Source organism: Acidaminococcus intestini DSM 21505 (assembly GCF_000425045.1).
In the GTDB taxonomy this organism is placed as follows: domain Bacteria; phylum Bacillota; class Negativicutes; order Acidaminococcales; family Acidaminococcaceae; genus Acidaminococcus; species Acidaminococcus intestini.
In genome coordinates this window covers 1-22,423 of sequence record NZ_AULA01000010.1, presented here as the reverse complement: position 1 = coordinate 22,423, position 22,423 = coordinate 1, and the positions used below count along the sequence as shown (strand labels likewise).

At 50.9% G+C, this 22,423-nt stretch carries 25 protein-coding genes and 1 rRNA gene; 24 read left to right on the top strand and 2 right to left on the bottom strand.

Going from position 1 to position 22,423, the window contains the following annotated elements:
* Positions 1-132 precede the first annotated feature (132 nt).
* The 12 genes from H503_RS0104500 (at position 133) to H503_RS12430 (ending at position 9,975) form a co-directional block, all read left to right on the top strand.
* On the top strand, positions 133-2,187 hold the full coding sequence (locus tag H503_RS0104500) for a phage tail tape measure protein (protein ID WP_026385469.1): 2,055 nt from the start codon (positions 133-135) through the stop codon (positions 2,185-2,187).
* Positions 2,187-2,912, top strand: a complete 726-nt coding sequence (locus H503_RS11785; RefSeq protein ID WP_051201278.1) for a hypothetical protein — start codon at positions 2,187-2,189, stop codon at positions 2,910-2,912. Before H503_RS0104500 ends, H503_RS11785 begins: the two co-directional genes overlap by 1 nt.
* Positions 2,896-4,287 (top strand): XkdQ/YqbQ family protein, encoded by a 1,392-nt coding sequence (locus H503_RS11780; RefSeq protein ID WP_051201277.1) that lies wholly within the window; start codon positions 2,896-2,898, stop codon positions 4,285-4,287. Before H503_RS11785 ends, H503_RS11780 begins: the two co-directional genes overlap by 17 nt.
* 10 nt (positions 4,288-4,297) lie before the next feature.
* On the top strand, positions 4,298-4,723 hold the full coding sequence (locus tag H503_RS0104485) for a DUF2577 domain-containing protein (protein ID WP_026385468.1): 426 nt from the start codon (positions 4,298-4,300) through the stop codon (positions 4,721-4,723).
* The gene (locus H503_RS0104480) at positions 4,723-5,181 is read left to right on the top strand and encodes a DUF2634 domain-containing protein (RefSeq protein ID WP_026385467.1); all 459 of its coding nucleotides are present in this window, start codon (positions 4,723-4,725) and stop codon (positions 5,179-5,181) included. Before H503_RS0104485 ends, H503_RS0104480 begins: the two co-directional genes overlap by 1 nt.
* Positions 5,182-5,183: 2 nt before the next feature.
* Entirely contained in the window at positions 5,184-6,224 is a 1,041-nt protein-coding gene (locus H503_RS0104475) for a baseplate J/gp47 family protein (RefSeq protein WP_026385466.1), read from the top strand.
* Positions 6,217-6,990, top strand: coding sequence for a putative phage tail protein (locus H503_RS12110; RefSeq protein ID WP_026385465.1), 774 nt, complete (start codon positions 6,217-6,219; stop codon positions 6,988-6,990). The genes H503_RS0104475 and H503_RS12110 overlap by 8 nt, the downstream gene beginning before the upstream one ends.
* 15 nt (positions 6,991-7,005) lie before the next feature.
* Positions 7,006-8,154 carry a phage baseplate protein gene (locus H503_RS0104465; RefSeq protein WP_026385464.1) on the top strand — a complete coding sequence of 383 codons (1,149 nt, stop codon included), beginning with the start codon at positions 7,006-7,008 and terminating at the stop codon, positions 8,152-8,154.
* Positions 8,155-8,464: 310 nt separating this feature from the next.
* Complete coding sequence (locus H503_RS0104460) at positions 8,465-8,920, top strand: hypothetical protein (RefSeq protein ID WP_026385463.1); 456 nt, start codon at positions 8,465-8,467, stop codon at positions 8,918-8,920.
* A complete protein-coding gene (locus H503_RS12820) occupies positions 8,913-9,044 on the top strand; it encodes a hypothetical protein (RefSeq protein WP_264296210.1) in 132 nt (43 codons plus the stop codon). The genes H503_RS0104460 and H503_RS12820 overlap by 8 nt, the downstream gene beginning before the upstream one ends.
* The gene (locus H503_RS0104450; RefSeq protein WP_026385462.1) at positions 9,041-9,733 is read left to right on the top strand and encodes a phage baseplate protein; all 693 of its coding nucleotides are present in this window, start codon (positions 9,041-9,043) and stop codon (positions 9,731-9,733) included. The genes H503_RS12820 and H503_RS0104450 overlap by 4 nt, the downstream gene beginning before the upstream one ends.
* Positions 9,730-9,975: a hypothetical protein gene (locus H503_RS12430; protein WP_155877834.1), complete on the top strand. Its 246-nt coding sequence runs from the start codon at positions 9,730-9,732 to the stop codon at positions 9,973-9,975. The genes H503_RS0104450 and H503_RS12430 overlap by 4 nt, the downstream gene beginning before the upstream one ends.
* Before the next feature lie 696 nt (positions 9,976-10,671).
* Here the strand turns inward: H503_RS12430 and H503_RS0104440 are convergent.
* Positions 10,672-11,640 (bottom strand): tyrosine-type recombinase/integrase, encoded by a 969-nt coding sequence (locus H503_RS0104440; RefSeq protein WP_026385460.1) that lies wholly within the window; start codon positions 11,638-11,640, stop codon positions 10,672-10,674.
* 56 nt (positions 11,641-11,696) lie between these two features.
* Here H503_RS0104440 and H503_RS0104435 point away from each other — a divergent pair, with 56 nt between their 5' ends.
* From H503_RS0104435 to H503_RS0104400, 7 genes are all read left to right on the top strand, one after another.
* Positions 11,697-11,978 (top strand): hypothetical protein, encoded by a 282-nt coding sequence (locus H503_RS0104435; protein ID WP_026385459.1) that lies wholly within the window; start codon positions 11,697-11,699, stop codon positions 11,976-11,978.
* Complete coding sequence (locus H503_RS0104430; protein ID WP_026385458.1) at positions 11,951-12,304, top strand: hypothetical protein; 354 nt, start codon at positions 11,951-11,953, stop codon at positions 12,302-12,304. Before H503_RS0104435 ends, H503_RS0104430 begins: the two co-directional genes overlap by 28 nt.
* Positions 12,297-12,872, top strand: coding sequence for a peptidoglycan recognition protein family protein (locus H503_RS0104425; RefSeq protein WP_248604835.1), 576 nt, complete (start codon positions 12,297-12,299; stop codon positions 12,870-12,872). Before H503_RS0104430 ends, H503_RS0104425 begins: the two co-directional genes overlap by 8 nt.
* A gap of 137 nt (positions 12,873-13,009) precedes the next feature.
* A complete protein-coding gene (locus H503_RS0104420; RefSeq protein ID WP_026385456.1) occupies positions 13,010-13,393 on the top strand; it encodes a hypothetical protein in 384 nt (127 codons plus the stop codon).
* Between the two features lie 11 nt (positions 13,394-13,404).
* Positions 13,405-14,175, top strand: a complete 771-nt coding sequence (locus tag H503_RS0104415) for a hypothetical protein (RefSeq protein ID WP_051201276.1) — start codon at positions 13,405-13,407, stop codon at positions 14,173-14,175.
* Between the two features lie 389 nt (positions 14,176-14,564).
* Positions 14,565-14,780, top strand: coding sequence for a helix-turn-helix domain-containing protein (locus H503_RS0104405; protein ID WP_051201275.1), 216 nt, complete (start codon positions 14,565-14,567; stop codon positions 14,778-14,780).
* Positions 14,781-15,518: 738 nt separating this feature from the next.
* Positions 15,519-16,103, top strand: a complete 585-nt coding sequence (locus tag H503_RS0104400) for a hydrolase (RefSeq protein ID WP_009015872.1) — start codon at positions 15,519-15,521, stop codon at positions 16,101-16,103.
* Positions 16,104-16,173: 70 nt separating this feature from the next.
* Here H503_RS0104400 and H503_RS0104395 read toward each other — a convergent pair whose 3' ends face one another.
* Positions 16,174-16,740: an ECF transporter S component gene (locus tag H503_RS0104395; RefSeq protein ID WP_009015871.1), complete on the bottom strand. Its 567-nt coding sequence runs from the start codon at positions 16,738-16,740 to the stop codon at positions 16,174-16,176.
* Positions 16,741-16,972: 232 nt separating this feature from the next.
* Between H503_RS0104395 and udp the strand changes: the two genes are divergently transcribed.
* The 5 genes from udp to H503_RS0104360 all read left to right on the top strand — a co-directional run.
* The gene (gene udp / locus H503_RS0104390) at positions 16,973-17,761 is read left to right on the top strand and encodes a uridine phosphorylase (RefSeq protein ID WP_009015870.1); all 789 of its coding nucleotides are present in this window, start codon (positions 16,973-16,975) and stop codon (positions 17,759-17,761) included.
* 5 nt (positions 17,762-17,766) lie between these two features.
* Positions 17,767-18,987: a phosphopentomutase gene (locus H503_RS0104385; RefSeq protein ID WP_009015869.1), complete on the top strand. Its 1,221-nt coding sequence runs from the start codon at positions 17,767-17,769 to the stop codon at positions 18,985-18,987.
* Complete coding sequence (locus H503_RS0104380) at positions 18,974-19,579, top strand: hypothetical protein (protein WP_009015868.1); 606 nt, start codon at positions 18,974-18,976, stop codon at positions 19,577-19,579. Before H503_RS0104385 ends, H503_RS0104380 begins: the two co-directional genes overlap by 14 nt.
* A 159-nt stretch (positions 19,580-19,738) precedes the next feature.
* Positions 19,739-21,361 carry a hydroxylamine reductase gene (hcp, locus tag H503_RS0104375; RefSeq protein ID WP_014128118.1) on the top strand — a complete coding sequence of 541 codons (1,623 nt, stop codon included), beginning with the start codon at positions 19,739-19,741 and terminating at the stop codon, positions 21,359-21,361.
* Between the two features lie 836 nt (positions 21,362-22,197).
* Positions 22,198-22,423, top strand: a 16S ribosomal RNA gene (locus H503_RS0104360); the annotation flags it as partial.

Sequence of the window (22,423 nt, the reverse complement as noted above, 5' to 3'; positions counted from 1 at the left end):
TTCACAATATGGACCCGGCCCGGGTTGAGCGCATGCCAATCCGGGAGAAACAGGTCCTTTTTTCGTTCGCAGCATACGAAATCGCAGAACGGAACGCAGAAATCGAATCTTTGAAGAAGGGAGGGGACGATCATGGCACGAGTCATTGACGCCATCATCCGGCTCCATGATCAGTTCAGTCCTGTGCTGAAGAAAGTCAGCAATAGCCTGACGGAGTCGGAAAAGATGACAAACCGATTCGGCAGGAATTTGAAGAGCATCGGCGGAACAATGTCTTCTGTCGGAGCGACGGTTTCAACGGCCATGGCGCCCATTATGGCTGCCGCCGCTGCCGGGTTGAAGCTCCACAGCGACTTCGAACGTGGCATGGCTAAAGTCAGCACGCTGGTGGATACAAACGTAGTCAGCCTTCAGCAACTGTCCAATGGGATTCGCCAGATCTCCGATGAAACCGGCATGAGCGTGACCGAACTGGCTGAAGCTGAATATCAGGCAATTTCCGCTTCCGTTGACACGGCCCACGTGACCGACTTCGTTCGGACAGCAGCCATTGCCGCAAAGGCTGGCTTCACCGACACGACGACGGCTATTGACGGACTGACGACAGTGCTCAACTCCTACGGCCTGAGTGCTGAAAACGCCGGGAAAATCACGGATCAGATGCTAATGACGCAGAACCTGGGCAAAACCACCTTCGGCGACCTGGCTCAGGGCATTGGTTCCGTGGCCACGGCAGCCAGCCTGGCCAAAGTCAGCACAGACGATTTGTTCGCCAGCATGGCGATCTTGACTAAAAACGGCGTACAGACGTCCGAGGCTTTCACCGGCTTCCAGGGTATTTTGAGCGCTGTGTCCAAACAGAGTCAGCAAACGGTTAAAACAGCCGCAGCCATGGGGATTGACTTCACACCGGAACACCTAGGACAAGTCGGATGGATCCAGTTCCTAACTGAAGTCAAGGAAAAGGTCGGCGATGATCAGACAGCCATCCAGCACCTGTTCGGCAGAGTCGAAGCGGCCAATGCTTTCAAGGTCCTAACCAAAGATCTGGGGCAGCTGAAAGACGCACAGAGAGCGATGGGTGACTCCATGGGAGCCACGGAGCTGGCATTTAACAAGATGCTGACCCCGGCGGAGAAAAACAAAATCGCCATGAACCAGATGAAGAACGCCCTCATGGATCTCCGTGGAGTCGTCGCTCCTGTGGTCATGGCAACCGCTCAGGCTGTCAAATCCTTCACAAGCTGGTGGAACGGGCTCAGTGATGGGCAGAAAGCCTTTGCAGTCCATGCCATCCAGGTAGTGGCAGCATTCGGAGCCATCACTCTGGGCGTAGGGAAATCCATCAGCGCTGTGGGGCGTTTCAGCATCTTTATCAACAGATTACCCCGGACTTTCCGTAACATCAGGAGTGCTGCTTCCATTATCGGGAAAGGCTTTCGGGTCATTCCCGGCGCCCTTCGTCTCGTAGGCGGAGGCTTCCTGCGCATGGCTGGAATCGTAAAAACGGCCATGAGTGGTATCGCTGCTGCCGTCGCCGCAAACCCGGTTTTCTTCGCCCTGACAGCCCTGGTGATGCTGCTTGTTGTTGTCTACAACCACTGGGATGAAATCGTCAGCTACGTCAAGGAGAATTTCCCGCAGGTCTATGCCGTCGTCACCAGCGTTGTGTCCAACGTTATGAGCAAACTGAGCGCCCTGATTGACTGGATCACGGGGACGCTGATCCCCATGTGGACCAATGGGTGGAACACCATGAAAGCCATCTTCGAAGGGGCTTTTGACGGGATCTCCACGATAGCCCACAGGGCGCTGGATTGGATCCTGGACAAAGTGGAGAGCATCAAGAGCGCCGTGTCCAGCATTCATCTGCCGAGCTTCAGCCTAGGAGGACACGCTACCGGAACTATGGGCCTTCCTGGTGGAACTACTTTTATTCACGAGCAAGGGCCCGAAATTATGGACCTGCCCACCGGCACTCGAATTATTCCTCATTCTGAGAGCCTGAAGCAGGAATATGCGAGAGGCCGAAAAGAAGGTAGCGGGAAAGGCGGCATGAGCATCACCATCCCGAAGCTGGCTGATCAGATTGTGGTCCGGGAAGATGCAGACGTCGACCGAATCATGGAAAAACTTGTATTTAAGTTGAAGCAGTTCAGCATCAACCGCATGGAGGGGGCGATCTAATGGCGAATGAATTTTGGAGCGGGCTTATAGCCGGACTCATTTCCGGGAACGTCAACTCTGTGATTCTGAGCGCCAATGGAGACTCCATGACGCTCCCGATCATGCCGGAAACGGTGGAAACGAGCGTCTCCCAGAACAACGGCACTGTGACCATCAATGCTGATGGCGACTACAACATGCCAGGCAAGACGGGACTCCATGAGATCAGCCTGGATGGGATTTTCCCGGCTCAGAACTACAGCTTCGTGGATGTTATCCCGGAAAGCCCGGAAGACTATGTTTATAAGCTGGAAAACTGGCGGTCAACTGCCCAGGTAGTACAGCTGACTGTGCCGGACAGCCCCATCGACCTTCCGTTTCTCATCGAATCACTGAAATACGGATACAAGGATGGGACCTACGATATCTATTTCAGCATCTCTTTTCGGGAGTATCGGTACATCGCTGGGATTTCCAACGATAAAATTAACGAACTGACCGGGCTTAAATCCCGCCCTGATACCATGGTGGGCACGGGTGGCATCATCGGCACGACTGCAACTAGCGGAACGGATATGGCAGGGAATATCGGCAGAGCTATCGGCAGTGCTGTAAGATCTGGCACGACGTCTCCCATGGGCTGTATCGAAGCCGCCATGAGGGCCTGTAAGAAAGGCGGCGTGAAGCCGGGCGACCTGATCAAGGTGGCCGCATCGGGGGTGATGGTGAATGACAGAATCATTTAGCCTTCTCGATGTAACCACAGGTGTGGATCTCACGCCCTGGATCATTTCCTATGAGTGGTCCGGGGACCTGGAACAGGCGGGCCGGAAACTGAATTTTAAAATTGCCTATACCACAAAGGACCAGGCATGGACGAACCCCACAGTCAATCTAGGGGACGAGGTTATGCACTACTGCATCGCCCCAACGGCTGGCGGCCAGTTTGACCTTTTCCACGGGAAAATCTTTATGCAGAGCCGGGAAAGCAGCTCCTACGAGATGGAATTTGTTGCCTACGATAAGCTGATTTATCTGGCAAAATCCAAATACACGTTGAAATTCTCGAAAGCGCCTGTGAAGGACGTTCTCTCCACGGTAGCCAGCAAGGCCGGTTTGACCCTGGGCCGTGTGGCTGATGATTTGACATACACCGTCGACTTTGTGGCCGACGGAATGACCGGCACGGAAATCATTAAGAAAGCCCTGGAACAGGGACGAAAGAAATCCGGGAAAAGCTATCACATCTATCTAGATGCCCAGGACCGGCTGAACGTCGTCAGAGCTGACACGATCATCCAGGGGTATGCAATCACCGATATGACCAATCTGACCACAGCCAGCCACAGCGCCAGCATCGAGGATATGGTCAACCGGGTGGAAATCACTGACAAGGACGGCCATGTAATCGGGGCTGTGACCAACTCCAATGACGTCAAAGCCTATGGCACGATTCAGGGCGTGTATAAAGTCGACAACAAACAGGATACACAGGCCAGTGCCAAAGCCCTACTGAAAAGCGTAAGCGAGCATAGCGAGGTCGAAGCCCTGGGCAACATCCAGTGCATTGCTGGATATGCGGTTGAAATCCGGGAAGAGCAGCTGAAAGGGACCTTCTTGATCGTATCTGATTCTCATACCATCGAGAACAACCGACACATGATGAAGCTGACGCTGCGTTATCTGGATCCGAAAGCAAGTCTAGAGATCACCACAGAAGGAAGCACTGGTGGTACGACTGTAAATGCGGATGGATTAGACACGGGGGCTGATGCCTGGCTGGGAACCACCATGGATAACGGAACGGAAGGATGTGTGGAAGCAGCAACGAAAGTCGGCAGCTATTACAGCCCGTTCCTGGCACAGGAGCAGCAAGCGGGGGTTGTCAACGTGGATACGCTGTGCGCCGATGCTGGTGATCAAGTAATCGATTTTGACGCATCACAGCTGGAAAAAGGCGACGTTATCGTTTATGGAGACAATGACCATGTGGTCATTTACGATGGCCAGGGCGGCTACATTGGAAACAGCAGCAGCCAGGATATGGTCATCCATGGATCGGATTATAACGAAATGGGCGACTTGACCCCGAGCAAAATCATCAAGACGTCGAGAATGTAGGGAGGCCACAATGAAGAAAAACCCATACAGTGAGCTCCTTGGAATCATGAACGGCGTGGGGAGAAATAACCAGAGCCCGGTTATCCAGATCGGGACCATCCTGGAGCCACCGCCCAACATCAAGGTGAGATACAAGAGCATCATTCTGGAAGCTGCCGAATGTTATATAAGTGAATATCTTCTGACCCAATATAAGAGATCGGCAGAAGGGAATATAAAAACAATCACAGAAAACGCAGCAGGAGGATCTGGTGACGCTCAATATGCAAGCCATGCCCACACAGTCAATCACTACTACTCGGAATCCTGGATTACAACGGATACACTGAAGCCTGGTGACAAGGTTGCCATCATGCCGTGTGAATCCGAAGATGGCACCAGCCAGACATACATTATCCTGGACAAAATCGTCCGTCCGAATCGAGGTGCATTTTAATGAACCCTTTCATCGCCGGGCCTATCACCCAGACCGCCAAAAGCTACACGGCGAACCTGCCGGAGCTCCAGGAACTGGCATGGGACTTTACCCATGATACCTTCGTTCACGACAATGATGGCCGCTTGAAAACGGTCACAGGGAACGAGGCTTTGAAGGTCTGGATCTACAAAGCCCTGAAGACGGAGCGCTATCGCTACATGGCCTATCTCCACGGCGACTACAACGCCGAAGGTAACTATGGTACAGAACTGGAACGTTTCATCGGCACAAGGTCCAACTCCGAAATCAGCGCCACGGAAATCAAGAGATACATCAAAGATGGGCTCCTGGTGAATCCATACATCAAGAGCGTGGACGCCATCGAGACAACCGTCAGGGATGGAGAAAACCTGACGCTGACTGTCAATCTGACAAGCGTCTACGGCAGTACGTCCATCACAGTAGGAGGTGAATAGGATTGTTTGAAACACAAAGCAAGGACGAAATCCAGAAACGCATGGCGGCGGACCTTTCCGCCATGAACCCAAACAGCACCATCGAAGGCAGCTTCGGCAGGGACGTCATTAATGCTACCAGCGTGGAATTTGAGAAAACTTATGCAGAGCTCTCCCTGGTGAACCAGGCAGGATTTGCCCAGACCAGCTGGGGAGACTATCTGGAAAACATCGCTGAAGAACATGGCGTCTTTAGACGGGCAGCTGTCCAGGCCATCGGAACTGTCACTGTGACCGGCACGGGTACTGTCTCCCAGGGTGCACTGTTCCAGACCCAGGACGGCACGGAATTTACGGCCACGGAGACCGTCAAGGTCACCACCATGGCAGACATCCCCGTGAAAGCTGTGGAGTATGGTGCCAAAGGCAACGTGGCCGCCGGGGCCATTACGATCATCCCCATGAGCATCCCCGGCATCACCCGGGTAACCAATGCCAAAGCCACATACGATGGATTTGACGAAGAAACGGACGATGAGCTCCGGGAACGGCTGCTGTTTAAGGTGCGCCAACCGGCTACCTCTGGCAACATAAACGACTACATCGAGTGGGGAACCAGCGTGGAAGGCGTGGGGCACATCACGGTTGTCCCTCTTTGGAACGGCAATGGGACTGTGAAGCTGCTGGTGACTGACTCTAACGGCCAACCGGCCAGCCCGGACCTTTTGTCCAGGGTGACAGAAAAAGTGGAAAGTATGCACCCCATCGGGGCTGACGTGTCCGTTATCGCTCCCTCCGTACTGGGCTTGACCATTGCCCTTACGCCCACCAAAGGCGGGGGAGATGCCGATGCCATTAAGAAGGTCCTCAATAAATATTTCCTGAGCAAGCAGTATACGGAGAAAAAGGTCAGCTATGCCAAAGTCGGACAGCTGATCATTGAGAACGCCGACACGACCCAGGTGGAAGATTACGACAACCTCACCATCAATGGAGCCACAGCCAACATCGGTGTGGACACTGACCAAATCCCATCCATCGTGGAGGTGGTCCTGAATGCCTAACTTTAGACTGCTGCGAGACAGCGACCCGGACGTCAGCAAGTACCTGCCTCTGTTTCTCATCAACGATAAAACCTTTAAATCCTGGCTGGACACACAGAGCGAGGAACACAAGCGCATCTGGCTGGATATCATCGATGCCTGGAAACAGTGCTACGTAAATGAGGCCACCTGGGGCCTGTCTGACTGGGAAGCCTTTTTGGGGATCCCGACGGATGAAAAGCTGTCCTACACAGTGAGACGGGCGACGATCATTGCCAAAATGAACGGCACGCAGACGGTGACCAAAGAATTCCTGGAGCGTACCATCAACAGCTTCACCAGCGATAAATCCAGCCGTGTGGTGGAACATCCAGACCAGTACAGCGTTGACATTTACCTGCCTAATGGTGGTGTTCTCTCTTTCGAGGAAATGGACAAGGCCATCCGGACGTTTATGCCAGCTCACATCGGCTGGCGATATATCTATCAGACCTACGTCAACGGCAGCCAGTACATCGGGGGTGTGCTCCGTCCCGCCCGGACCATCATGGAGATGGGCAGGCTGAAAGGTGACAAGCTGACCGGTCAGAGCGTGCTACGACTGGACAAGGCCATCGACTACGTCAACGGGGATGGACAAATCCAGACCACGCCGGATGGAGTCAAGACAAACCCCGTGCTGGATTCCACGCCTACGACCATCAGTCCCTGTTCATCCGCTCCCATCGGAGCCACAGACGGGATTTTCTACGTCAGCGGAGATGGCAGCGTCAAAACGATTAGTTAGAAAAGGAGTGAGACAATGGCAGAATTCCACAATATTACCGTCACCAATGACGGCATGAAGCTGATAGCCCTGGCCAGTGCCATGCAGAAGCCTATTGTGTTCGACCGCATGGATATCGGGGATAGCAGACCGGCAGATGCCAGCAAGGTGGCGTCCCTGACCGCTGTGGTCAGCAAGCGCATCGAGGCGTCTATTTCCGATATCGGAGTGGTCACCAATGCCGATGTGAACGAAGCCAGATACAGGATTCTGGGCAAATACAGCAACCGCACTGTGACAGCGGGCTTTAAATTGTCGGAAGTCGGCGTGATTGCACACGTCGAATCTAACTACTACCAGGATGCTGGCTGGAACGGCTACGCCGGAGAGAACTTGCTCTTCGGCTATTTTTATGCGGATGAGGGGAAAGAAGACTGGCTGCCGTCCAAAGATACGCTCATGGCCGATTTGCAGATGGGGGCCTATTTTACGGTCAGCAATGCCACCAGCATTGCTGTCTACATCAACGAAGAAGACAACGTTAGCCGCTCCGACTTTAATGCCCATCTGACCGACAAAAACGCCCACTCCGATGTGATCGGCTGCACAAGCACGTCCGACGGCGACCGAGGGTTTGTTCCTCAGCCTAAAAAAGGCATGCAGGACAACTATTATCTGGGCGCAGACGGCACCTGGAAGCAGGTCAAGCAGCGGTCCGTCAAGGACATCATCGACATCATCTATCCGGTTGGATTTGTCATCGCTACCACTGGCGACCAAAACCCAAACCAGCTGTGGCCTGGCACAACTTGGAAACGCACGTTGCAGGGCCGTGTGCCTATCGGGGCCGGCGAATACTGGGAAAATGGGAAAAAGTTCAGCTATTCCGTGGGGGATACGGGCGGCGAAGCTGAACACAAACTCACTGAGAGTGAACTGCCTAGAATCACGCCTAAGGCATCATGTAGTACAACTGGAAACCACACTCATCAGTACCTTAATGTTTCTAACCAAACGGGGAATAATCAATCTTATAACGGAGCCAGTTCTTGGGCCACATGGCAAAATACAAAAGCCGCAGGAAACCATTCTCACAGTGTTGAAATTTCCAGTTTTGGCGGCGGGGCCGCTCATGAAAACCGCATGCCGTATAGCGGCGTAGCCTATTGGGTTCGGACCCAATAACAAACACCTTGGAACGGGGGACGGTTTTCATGCCGTTCGTCCCCCCCGATAGAAGCTATTGCAATAGACGGGGACAAGGTTTCAAGGACGTTGCGGACCTCTATTCCGTGGTCCTTGGCGCCGCCGCCCGTCTCTTCACCGCTGATAACAGTTCCTGACCATCCATCTTTCGGTACGTCCTTATATTGATTAGTTGAACTATAATTCGTTACAACGCCGTGAATTTGCGAAACCCTAGATACGGTCATCGTTGAGGACGCTATTTTAGGCGTAATTTTCGCCATTTCTCTCTCAGTGAAAGGAGATAAAAATGCATGTTTTTCAGATTTTAAAAAATAATGTTTTGATCATCGACGGCGACCGCACATACAGCGATACCGTCGATAATTTTTTACTCGACGCCGGGGCTGTATCCGTCCCGGAATCCGTTATCTATGACGATACACAGGAGTGCTGCGTGGTGGATGGAGATTTTTTACCTTATCCCAACGGCAACGGCACCTACAGCGGTTACTGTGAACGCATCCAGGACCTGCTGGATGCCCAGGCCAAACGTACCTACGTGCCACCGGCGGAGCTCACGGAGCAAGAGCGACAGGAGGCACAGAAAGCCAGCCTCAAGGCCGACTATGACAGTGCAGTCAAGGACCTGACCGACAGCATGGCCGTGGCTCTCCTGACCGGCGACACGGACGCTCAGGAAAGTATCCGGGCAGATTTTAAAGACCTGCAAGCCCAATACAAGGAGGCGATGGAGAATGTTTAAGATCCCGAAGCGTTGCGAATATTGCGCTCACAAGCTGGTGGACGATAAATGCGTAAACCCGGCCTGCATTGCTTATAAGCCGGAACAGCAAGCCGATGAAAAGAAGGATGGTGAGTCTAAATGACGACAAGAGCAATCGTGCCCAACGGCGATGGCGAAGGATCCCTTGGTATTGAAGGGTTAAATTGGGGAGCTATGTACGTCTCGTCACCGGAAAAGGACGATAACTCTCAGAAAGTGCCTACCACGGCGTGGGTCCAGAAGCTCCTGGCCGATGCCCTGGCTAAACAAAAAGCGGCCTACGAGCAAGCCATCAGCACGGCAGTTTCAGCCGCCCAGACGAAAGCAAAGCTCGACGCCCACCCCGTCGGCTCGTACTACTTCAGCGACAAAAGCACCAGCCCCGCTGACCTGTTCGGCGGTACGTGGGAAGCCCTGCCAGCAGGCTACACGCTCATCGCACAGGGTTCCGGCACAGATGATTTCGGCTCGTTTAACTACGTGGCGGGCACGAAATACGGCGAGCGAATGCACAAGCTCACCACCGATGAGATGCCATCTCATGGTCACAGGATAGCATTGGCCAAGGGTGGGTTTCCACAGACCGAGCCGCAATCTATCTTGTACAATGCTGGTCAATCAAACAACAGCATAAACGGTACTTTCACCGACAGGAAAGTATCTGGATATTATGCTGACGGTAATCATGGCTATTATTTCCAGAGCGAATTTATTGAGCACACAGGTGGAGATGCAGCTCATAATAACCTGCAACCTTCTGTGGGCGCATACGGCTGGCGTAGAACTGCATGAGTGCCACCGATGAACTGCCCCATATCAGAGGAGATGTCCTCGATTTTGCTAGACAAGATCCAAATCAAAAGCTGACCACCCACGGCGTATTTTCGGCTCCTGCATCCATTGAAAATGTCAGCTTCGGGTCAAATCCACAAAGCGGGCAAGGTGACGGGTTTGTCATGGATTTCGGTAAAGATGTCCCTCACAACAACCTGTCTCCCTGCGTGGCGGCCTATGTGTGGAGGCGTACCGCATAGCCACCGATGAGTTACCAAAAATTAAAGGCGACGTCCAGTTTCGCCTACTTGATGGGGCGTCAAATATCATGGGCAACAAAAACGATAGTCTATCGGATTCTGGTGTCTTTTCAGCTTTGCGATATAGTGGCGGGAAATGGGTAGGAAGCGTTGCCGTAAGCAGCAAGCAAGCCACGGATAATACCGATGTTTTGCACCTCGAGTTCGGCAACAATCAGCCCCACAACACCCTACCCCCATCCATCGCCTGTTATGGCTGGCGCAGGACCGCTTAGGCCGTGCGTTTCCAACAGTAGGCGCAGACTGATGGCGGGATGTTGTTATGAGCCGCATTGCCGCCAGTTCCGTCGGTGGTGCCAGCAGGGTCACCACAGCCATTTTGAGGGGTTGATGTTCCAGCCCCGGCTGTTCCATCCCAAGAGCCAGATACCCTAAAAGCCCCACCCGTATAGCGCTCCCATTTCCCGTTCCTGTATAGATTCGGGGCCCCGTTATTTTCCGTTACCTTGTTCCAGGTTCTTACAAGGTGCCCATGGGATGCAATTTCATCGGTGGATACCTGGGTAATCCATTTTATGCCATTTTATGCCACTTTATGGCATTGACACGAGCCACTTAAAACCGTATTAAGCACACATACACAGATACTTCCTGAGCGGTTTCCTACCTATATTACTAGCCCGGGTTACACACGCATTAAACACGGTCTATGGCCTTCCGCAGGTCAGCCAGCGTCTTATGTGTGTAGACACCTTTGGTGATTCCAGGCCTGGCGTGTCCCAGAATCATCCGGATAGTAGTTTCGCTGACCTCTGCCCGGTCAAGCAAGGTGGCCAGCGTATGACGGCATTCGTGTGGCGTGTGCTTCATCCTGACTGCGTCCATGGCTTTATCCCAGAGCCGTCGGAAGCTGTCGTAGGTTGAGCAGGGGCAGATGGATCCGGCCTCTTTTCTCTCTGTGAGCATGTACAGGATGCGGTGATGGATGGGGATTTTACGCACACCGGCAGCTGTCTTTGACTGCTTAATGTCGATGTATCTCTGCCTGACGTTGATGTCACCTGGACGCAGAGCGATAAACTCTCCGACCCTCATACCTGTATAAATGAGGATAAGAGCATCGGCAACGCCTGGAACATCCAGTGACCGCCATAGCTTGCCAATCTGCCTGGCTGTGAACGGCTTCTTCTTGTAGACGACGGTGTGCTTCGGGAGCTCCACGAAGGGACTCAGATCGTGGTCAACGATACCATTCTTGATGGCGTACTTATACATCTGGCTCAGCAGCACACGGCATTTTTTACGGGTGCAATACCCAGCAGGGACAGCGTCAATGGCTGACTGTAAATCCGAATAGGAGATGGAGCCGAAAGGCATGGCATGGAGCGGACTCAGATGCCTGTAGCTGATGGAGTAGGCCTGACGGCTGGACAGGGATACATCCGGAAAATGCCTTTGACTCCATGCGGCATAGACGGCGGAAAACGTGACTTGATGGGTGGGTGTGCAGTGATTAATCTCAACGAGAAATTCAAACGCAGCTTGATACGACTCAAAATATCCCAGGGCACGCTGCCGTCCATCGATGGTCTTTTTGACGACGTACGGTCGCCTCCGATGCCCTGACAGCTTATAAACGGAACCATAACCATTTGGTAATCTCATGAAAACATCTCCTTATATCTCATATAGGGAGCATTATACCGAAAAGGAGGCGGCTTATGGATGTATCACTAGGTGACATTGTAGCTGTACTGACTCTCCTGGGCGGAGCCCTCGTGTGGGTAATCCACGTGATCATTAGCCCACTCAAGGTCCTGCTGGACCGGGTGGTACAAAGCCTGGACAAGTTGGATGAAACACTCAGCAAGGAGCGTGCCAGGCGGGAACAGATTGAAATCCGGCTGGAAGCAATTGAAGCCAGGGGGAAAAGTAACACTCACAGGATTGACGACCTGGAGGAACAACAGAAAAAATGCTTGAACAAATCTCTCGTAAATTGAAGAGCCTGAAACAGCTGCGCTTTACGATTCAATCCGTATGGCTTTTTCGTTTTATCGTTTTCATTGGGCTGGCGCCTTTTACGCTGGCCATTTTTCTGTGGGTATTCGCCCTAGTAACAGGTCTCCACGAGGAATGGCTTTTTAAGATGATCGACGCCGCTTTACGTATTGGGAATCAGGTCCTGGGGCCAGCCGTTGTCTCCGGGCTGCTTAACATCGTGCCCCGGGTGACCGACTCCAACGGCGATGGGATCCCGGATCTGGACGAAAAGGAGGAAAAATCTGATGAAAAAAGTAACGCTGGAAGACATCCAGACGATGGCTGAGGCTGCACGTGCTCAGCTCTGGAAGGATGCCCGGAACATGGACCGTGACGTCAAGGTATACCTGCACTGGACGGCGGGGCGGTATGACCAGAAGTTTAACGACTACCATATCAATATCGATCAAGATGGCAGCCTTTGGGCAAGTACGGACGACCTCGGCGAAACCCTGGCCCATACTTGGCAACGAAACACCGCTGCTATCGGCGTTGCCTTGTGCTGTGCCTACGGGGCTACTACGGACGACTTGGGGGACTACCCGCCCACGGTGGCCCAGATTGAAACTATGGCCCAGGTGGTGGCCGTCCTGGCCAAGACCCTGTGGCTGACCATTGACCGGGATCGGATCATGACCCACGCAGAAGCGGCGGATAACATTGATGGCCTGCTTCCGGAAGGCGATGAGTATGGGCCAAACGCCGATTGTGAGCGATGGGACTTGCAGTACCTTGGCACACCCGACAGCCCGGCGTGGACTACTGACTACGACGACCCCAGGACCGGCGGAAATGTCCTGAGAGGCAAGGCAAATTGGTACAGACAGCAATTTAAAGCGAGGATGCGGCCATGATCAGCCTCCAGACACGCTTAAAATTACGCTTTTTTGCTTATACCGCCGTATGCTTTACGATTGGCTTTCTGAGCGGATTTAGCTGGCGTGCGATTAATCACAAGTGTCCTGTGCCAAAAACCACGCAAAACGAAAGTGTGACGGCAAAAACTGAGACAGAAACAAAAACGATTGTTCGCTACGTCGAAAAGGAGTCCCCTCAGGACGCTGATGTGGATGTGACCATCCCCAAGCAGAGTTTGACGGTCAAAGTCAATGGGCACGAACAGACATTTAAAAAGTCAGACACGGAAAAATACGTTTTGGACAAAAACAAGATTACCCTGGACCAGCAGTCCAAGGCGACGGTCGATATCAAGGTACCCGTCGTCGATGAGACACGCAAATGGGAGCTGGGCATCGGTGTGGATAAGCACGGACAGCCCGCTGGCATGGTAGGGTTCCCCGTAAAGGGAAATGTCGGCGGCTGGGTGGCAGGAAGTAAGTCTACTGTCATGGGCGGGATTAAAGTACATTTTTGATGGAGGGAAACATGGGAAAGGGCGAAACCTATGAAGAATTTGTCGACAAATTCAAACCCAAACTAACTACTGACGATTGCTATACGCCGGAAAACGTCTATGAAACGGTGAAGGCATGGGCGATCAAGGAATACGAATGGGGGGGGAGACCTATCGTTCGACCGTTCTGGCCCGGCGGCGACTATCAGAAATACGAATATCCCGATGGTTGCGTAGTGATAGACAATCCACCATTTTCTATTTTGACGAAAATTCTTAAATGGTACAACGAACGGGGGATCGACTATTTCCTGTTCGCTCCACAGCTGACCTGCTTCAGCAACCATATCAGCCATTATGTATGTGTAGGCAGTAATATCACATATGCCAACGGTGCTCTGGTGCCGACGTCCTTCGTCACAAGCCGGGGCCCGCTAATCCGGTCTGCACCTGACCTGTGGAGGGATTTGGATGCCGTGAATCGGTTGAACAGCAAAAAGGTCAAGGGGCCACAGCAGCCAAAATACAGATATCCAGACAACGTCTTAACGGCCAGCCGGGTGGCGCTATTCAGCCAAATGGGCATCGACTACCAGACAGACGTGGGTGTGTATACCCGGGCTCTGGACAGCCAGAGAGCTAAGCATAAAATGATATTCGGTGGCGGGTACATCGTTCCCCAGAAAGCCGCCAGACAGGCGCAGGAAGCCGCCAGACAGGCGCAGGAAGCCAATACCTATAAATGGAAACTGTCGGAACGGGAGCTGAAAGAACTGATGGGTGCTGAAGCTGCCGCAAAATGAAGAAACCCCGTAGAGCTAGGAAATATCTGGCTTTACGGGGTGATTTTTGTTGATTTTTACTTGACAAAATACCGTATATACGGTATGATAAAACCATAGAGAGGAGGTGAAACGGTGGACTTATTAAAAATGGCCGCAGAAGTTACAACAGGAATTGGGTTGATTTTGACAGGGATCTACCAAATCCTGAAGAACTTCATTGGCCAGTGATAAAGGGGGAGGATAATCCTCCCCTCACTATCATAAGTCTATCAAAACACCATGAAAAAATCAATTTGGAATTGTGTATTTCTTGGACTGGGCTGCCTAGCGATGTTGAATGACCAAGTCCAATTGGGCATGGTTTTACTTGCGCTTGGACTTTTCTTTTTATTCAAGGGAGGAAAATAATGTTGAATGATGTGATGACTTTGGAAGAAGCTGCTGAGCTTTGGAATAAGTCTACCGACTCCTTAAGGCAAGCCTGTATCAGTCGACAAGGCCGTCCTCCACGCTTTCAAATTGGACTTGAGGCTGCTCAATCGAAAAGAATCTGGCTTGTCACCCGTGCGGGCATGGAAAGGCTATACGGGCCTTTAGACGGCAAAAATACGGCAAAAAAATGATGGGAAATATGATAGTTGATGGGCTTAATATCGATGTTGCAATTTTGGCCAGTGCGATGCATCCTAGTGTTTGGGATTTGTGGTGGAAAATTGCTATATATCACGACAACGCCAAATAACGAAAAAAGAAGCCTGCATCCTTTGTGGATGCGGGCTTTTCTATGTCTGGTCTTTTCTCTCTGAATTCACTTCATGGAGTCAATTCGCCTTGCCAAGGCAAGGAAACGAAACAAAAGGGCTTACATATTCGAATTGAAAACGGATTGTTTGGCGGTGGATATGAAAGGCAAGGGAGCAATTTTTATAGCCTTTTAAGGCATGGTGATGTAAATCAGGTCGCTTACTTAATGCCGTTCACCTGTTAAGCCTCTTGCAATTCCGGTCCTGTCGTGGGACTATTGGCTAAGGGGTATTTTGAAAGCACGGTGTTTTTTCCGTATGGCCTATTTTCGTATCTTGGTTGTTCATTCGATTTCCATCTAGTTAAAAGTGAAAGCCATCAAAATAAGTAAAATTCTTTTAGCTGCACCATTAATGTTGACTATGAAAAGTTAAGGAACGAGGAATTGAACGATTGAGGAGCTGTAGGATTGGATTCTGATTGAACGCAAAATGATGAACATAGGACAAAGGAAACAATAATCCAGTATGGCATTTTTGGCTGTAAAACGGTCTTTCTGTGCTATACTGGTAAGTAGAATTGTGAGGAAGCCACACTTCCAGGAAGGAGCAGAGACGATGGCAAATACAAGACAAGAGGCATGGGACCTCATCAAGGAATACAATAAGGAACCTTTTCATCGGCAGCATGCCCTGACCGTCGAAGGCTGCATGCGGTATTTTGCAAAATCCTTGGGCTATGGGGATGAAGAGGAGTTTTGGGGGCTTGTAGGATTGCTCCATGATCTGGACTATGAAAAATATCCGGAAGAACATTGCCGCGTAGAAGACAAGATTCTCAGGAAAAAAGGCTGGGATGAAAAACTCATCCACGCTGTCGTCAGCCATGGTTATCCTCGCTGCAGCGATGTGGCGCCGGAACTTGAGATGGAAAAGGTCCTTTATGCCGTGGACGAACTTTCTGGACTTATTGGGGCTGCGGCTCTCATGCGTCCTTCCAAGAGTGTCCAGGACATGGAGGTGAAATCCCTCAAGAAAAAGTTCAAGGACAAGCATTTTGCTGCGGGCTGCAGCCGTGACGTTATTAAGGAAGGCGCTGACATGCTGGGCTGGGACCTCAATAAACTTTTTGAGGAATCCATCCTTGCCATGAGAAGCTGTGAAGCTGCTGTGGCCGAGGCCATGAAAAAGGCTGAGGCCTAAGAAAAATAAAAAAGACCGATGAAGGGGATAAGTCCCTTTGCTTCATCGGTCTTTTTTGATGCACTTGTTCTTAGGCTTTCTTGAATCCCATCATGGGCACCGTGGCCTTACAGAGCACTACGGCAAGAAGACTGGAAACAACGTTGCTGACAGCCATGCTGACAGCGCAGTTGATGGCAGAGGCATAGCTCACGGCATAAGGAACGCCAAGGATAAAGTATTTGAAGGAAAAACGGATGACCGGTTCTGTCACGACGTTCACAAGGGATCCGACCAGGCAGGCAAAGAGCACGCCGCGTCCCAAGGTGGCAGAAGCATTTAGCTTAGCAGAAAATAGATGTTTTCCTGCTTCGGCTACCGCCCATCCCAGAAGAAACTTTGCAAGGAACGTGGGCGGTGCTGATGTAGTGTAGCCCGCAAGGACATCGGCAAGAAAGAGCCCCACGGCTCCTGAAAGGGCCCCATATTTGGCGCCTAAGAGGAGGGCAGAAACCATGATGAAGGCGTGGCCCACGTAAATCTTTCCAGTAAGACCCATGCCCATGGGAATCTCAATGCGCAGGTAGGAAAAACAGGCAAAGGCCATGGCGGCAAAAAGACCCGCCAAGGTAAGCTTATGGACTTGTTCTTTGGTCATAAAAGGTCACATCCTCATTACATGATTGGAATCATTATAGGTTGAAAGCGATTGAAATGTAATGGACGGTTTGAGAAAAAATAAGGAAAAAGTGTACCGGTTCGTTCCATATGGGCAAGAAAAAACAAGACAATCCTGTCTCTTGATTCACGAAAAGATCGCTTTGCTGTGGTATAATATGAACAGAATAACATGACCGCAATGGCGGATGAAAATATAGGGAGGCACTGTTATGGCTTACTATGCTAGACCGGAGGAAATCCTCTATCATACCCACCTTTCCCAAAACATGCTCATGGGCGCAAAAATTGCACTTCTGCCAGGTGACCCTGGACGTGTACAATCATTGGCAGAGGCTATGGGACCTGCTGTGGAGCTCGTGAGCCATCGGGAGTATACAAGTTATTTGGCTCAAGTGGCCAGTCAGCCCATTCTTGTTATTTCAACAGGCATGGGTGGTCCTTCAACGGCAATTTGTCTTGAGGAACTGGTCCGTCTTGGCATTAAGCGGGTCATTCGCGTAGGAACGACAGGATCCATCAAGGACTCTCTTGATCTGGGCGATGTTGTCATTATCAAGGGAGCTGTCCGTCTTGAAGGCACAAGCACCCATTATGCCCCTATTGAGTTTCCTGCTGTCGCTGATCTTGATTTGACACAGCTTTTGGTCTATGCGGCTGAAATGGAACATATTCCTTATGAAGTGGGCATCTGCGTTTCGAGTGATACCTTCTGGCCAGGTCAGGAGCGCTATGATAGTTTTACCGGCTACGTCCTGCGGCGCTTCCAAGGGAGCATGAAAGAGTGGCAGCAGCTGGGCGTGACCAACTATGAAATGGAAACGGCCGCTGTTTTTGTGACCAGTCAGGCCTTGGGCCTTAAGGCGGCGAGCATCTGCGGCGTTGTTGCCAAAAGAACGGAAAGCGAGGAAATCGCTCCGCCTGAAATCTACCATCGGGCAGAAGTGCGTTTCCAGAAAATTGTTAAGCGAGGACTTGAGGAACTGCTGCAAAGGGAGTGAGAATCATGAAACGCTGCATCATCTTGATGATGGATTCCTTTGGTATCGGGGCAGCTTCTGACGCTGCCGCGTTTGGCGACAGCGGGGCTGATACGTTGGGCCACATTGTGGAATGGTACGGAAAGCATTGTCCTTCCATTCCTTTTCATCTGCCTCATTTGACAAGTATTGGCCTTGTTAATGCCCATACCCTCAGTACAGGTCATCCCTTGCCATATTCCATAGGAACAGGACCAATCAAAGGAGCTTATACATATGCCAAGGAAATCAGCCGCGGTAAGGATACGCTGAGCGGACACTGGGAACTGACCGGTGTGCCTGTTGATTTTGATTGGGGTTATTTCCCCGATGTTCCCCATTGTTTTCCTAAAGATATCGTTGATGGACTTATTACTGGAGGCAACCTGCCCGGTGTATTGGGGGAAAAACATGCGTCAGGAACGGAAATCATCAAGGAACTGGGATGCGAACATATGAGGACGGGCAAACCTATCATCTATACCTCCGCTGATAGTGTTCTCCAGATTGCCGCTCATGAAGAGACCTTTGGCCTCGAACGGCTCTATACCCTTTGTGAAAAGGCATTTGACTTGGTAAGACCCTATCATATTGCCCGTGTCATTGCCCGTCCTTTTGTGGGAACGGCACCGGAGAACTTTACCCGGACCGGCAATCGTCATGACTATGCCGTGGCTGCACCGGAAAAGACCTTGGTGGACCGGGCCTATGAAGAGGCCGGTGGAACCTATGCCATTGGCAAGATTGCAGATATCTTTGCTCATCGTGGAATTACAAAACAATACAAGGCCACTGGTCTATCCGCTCTTTTTGATGCGACCTTGGAGGCCCTTGAAGACGCTGGGGACCGCAGCCTCATTTTCACGAATTTTGTTGATTTTGATTCTTCGTATGGGCACCGTCGTGACGCAGAAGGGTACGGGAAAGGACTGATGCTGATTGACAGCCGTCTCCCTGAACTTGAAGCCCGCCTAACCCCTGGCGACCTCGTTCTTGTGACAGCTGATCATGGCTGTGATCCCACTTTCAAAGGTTCGGACCACACACGGGAACATGTTCCGATGCTCTTTTTTGGAAAGGGGGTAAAACCGGGGCCTTTGGCACCGATGAAAACCTACAGTGATGGAGGACAGATCCTTGCCCATCATTTGGGACTTACGCTTAAGCGGGGAACTTTTCAGGAGGTGATGGATCATGAGGCACGCTAAGAAAACGCTTATGGCACTTCTTTTTTTCCTTGTGGCCTTGCTTGCCGGAAATCTTGCTTTTGCCGCACCTTCAGCATCGAAAGACGCTCTGTCCCGCAAAGTCATTGCTTTTTATTGCTTTGACGGGACGGGAAAAGTGACGCCGTCCCTAAGGAACCTATGGCAGCGGCAAGTGCGGCAGGCGTATCCGCGCGTTTCCTATACCTTCCTAGATGACCCAACCATCCTGCAAAAGGGGCGGGCTGGACTCCTTTCCTTAATCCAAGGCGGCGATGAGCTCACGGCAGGTGATCTCGAACGGGTCACTGCTGCAACGGAAGCGGATGTCGTGGCTGTCATGGTTGTCCATACGATGGAATCTTACTATGTTGAGGCCCTGTTCCCCTTTTGGGAAGATGGCCCTGAAACCTATGTGAGGACCCTGTCCGCTGCTGATTTTTACCTTTATCGCAAGGAAGATGGAAAATTTAAGAAAAAATTCCTGCGCAAGGCGGAAACTAAGGATGCAGCCCTTGCCACTGCACCGGAAAAGGAAATTCAGTATGCCCTGAGCGATTTTGCCCGTTCTTTCGAAGGCTTGCCGCTCATCTAAAATCGTTCATGACATCCCTGCAAAAAAGTGGGGATGTTTTTTCTTTATGTTGTTGAAACAACGGATTCCTGAAGCTTCTCCGCTTACAATAAAAGCATCAATTGATGAACCATTCCATTCAAATAAGTGGGCTGTGGCCCAGAAAGAGAGGATTTGAATATGTTTTGTTATCAGTGCCAGGAAACAGCAGGGTGCAAAGGCTGCACCGTCAGCGGTGTCTGCGGGAAACGCCCCGAAGTTGCAGCGCTTCAGGATCTTTTGGTCTATGCAACCAAAGGGTTGAGCAGTGTCACGACAGCTCTTCGTAAAGAGGGAAAGGACGTGGCTATTGATGTCAACCATATGGTCACGCTGAACCTTTTCACGACCATTACGAATGCCAACTTTGATGAGGTCTCCATCCGCACCCGTGTGACGGAAACCCTTAAGAAAACGGCAGAACTGCGTGCACAGCTGCAGGATGTATCCGGGCTTTCTGAAGCGGCCCTCTGGTCTGCACCGGAAACGGACTATGCAGCAAAGGCTGCCGAAGTCGGCGTCCTTTCCGAATCCAATGAAGATATCCGTTCTCTTAAGGAAACCATCACCTATGGCCTCAAAGGTCTTGCTGCTTATCTTCATCATGCAAATGTCCTGAATCATGAAGATGAAGACGTTGATGCTTTTATTCAGCGTGCCCTTTCCGATATCCAGAAAAAAGACATTAGTGTTGATGGTCTTGTCGCCCTGACCCTTGAAACGGGTAAATACGGTGTTCAGGGCATGGCTCTTCTTGATACGGCTAACACGGATACTTACGGGCAGCCAGAAATCACGGAAGTGGACCTTGGTACCCGCAGCAATCCGGGGATCCTTATTTCCGGTCATGATCTGAAGGACCTGGAAATGCTTCTGGACCAGACGGCTGGAACGGGCGTCGATGTTTATACCCATGGTGAGATGCTGCCGGGCCATTACTATCCCTTCTTCAAGAAGTATCCGCATTTTGCCGGCAACTATGGCAATGCTTGGTGGAAGCAGCGCGATGAATTCGAAAGCTTCAATGGTCCGATCCTGATGACAACAAACTGCATCGTACCTCCGAAAGACAGCTACAAGGGGCGTCTGTGGACGACCGGGGCTGCCCAGTATCCGGGCTGCCGTCATATCGAAGGGGCTGCCGATGGATCGAAAGATTTCAGTGCCATCATCGAGCAGGCTAAATCCTGCAGTGCCCCGACAGAGATTGAAAGCGGCAAGATCGTCGGCGGATTTGCTCATAATCAGGTCCTTGCTCTGGCTGATAAGGTCGTAGACGCTGTTAAGAACGGCGCCATCAAGAAATTTATTGTCATGGCAGGTTGTGATGGCCGTCATACAACCCGCGATTATTACACCCAATTTGCCAAGGCACTGCCGAAAGATACGGTTATCCTCACGGCTGGCTGCGCAAAATATCGCTACAATAAACTGAAACTCGGCGATATTGGCGGCATTCCCCGCGTCCTTGATGCCGGTCAATGCAACGACTCCTACTCCTTGGCTCTCATTGCCCTGAAGCTGAAGGAAGTCTTTGGCCTCGATGACGTAAACAAGCTTCCTATTGTCTACAACATTGCCTGGTATGAACAAAAGGCTGTTATCGTTCTGCTTGCCCTCCTGAGCCTAGGCGTCAAGAATATTCACCTGGGACCCACACTGCCTGCCTTCCTCAGCAAGAATGTTGCTAATGTTCTTGTTGAAAACTTTGGCATTGGCACCATCTCGAATGTAGAAGATGACTTGGCCCTCATGATGAAATAGAATCGAGAAAGAATAGAAGAAAGCTCCTATCTGAACCTAGCATTTGGATGGGAGTTTTTTTCATGGTAAAAATCGAGTATTCCTATGAGGCTGTAAGCCTCAGCGAGAAAGACTTGATCAAAGAAAGTGGGGACCCTTAGTCACAGTAAGGGCTGTGAGAAGATCATTGGAAGCCATCAGGAAAATAGACTGTGCCTCCTGTCCATCGATGCCTAAGCGCCAACTCTGCTCCCATCTAAAGGCTGCTATGTACAGCTGGGAAAGAAAGGAAAGAAAGGATAATACGCGATTCCCTTATCCTCAAAAAGTAAATTCCAAAGAAACAGGGAGCCAGGAAGGAAAAAAATTCGATGTAACCGGATGGAAATAAAAGAATAAAAAAATTAGTTCGGGACAAAGCGAACATAAAAAAACAATAATGTAAAATACAAAGAATAAAGAGTAAAAAGATGGAAATTAATGAAAAATCAAGAGTATAGAAGAAATTTTTACGAAATAAACCTAATTATTCCAAATAAAACGGATAATATGAGTTTTGCCTAAAAGCCCCATCTGTGCTATTATAATCAAGCACTCTCCCGAAGGGGTGAGGCTCACAAAAAGAACTTCTAGGAGCAACGAAAAAAAGTGTTGACAAGATGTTCGAAAAGTGATAAACTGAACAAGCTGTCACCGATGAGGATGACAGCGAGGAACGAACCTTGAGAACTGAATATTGATTGACAGATGTGCGGGTCAAGTCACTTTAGTGACGCGACCGAGTCACTTCGAGAAAACGAAGTAAAAAAACAAGAGCTAGTATTTTCAAGAGCCAAGAGGTTCTTCAAAATAATTTTATTTTGGAGAGTTTGATCCTGGCTCAGGACGAACGCTGGCGGCGTGCTTAACACATGCAAGTCGAACGGAGAACTTATTTCGGTAAGTTCTTAGTGGCGAACGGGTGAGTAACGCGTGGGCAACCTGCCCTCCAGTTGGGGACAACATTCCGAAAGGGATGCTAATACCGAATGTGCTCCCTCCTCCGCATGGAGGAGGGAGGAAAGATGGCCTCTGCTTGCAAGC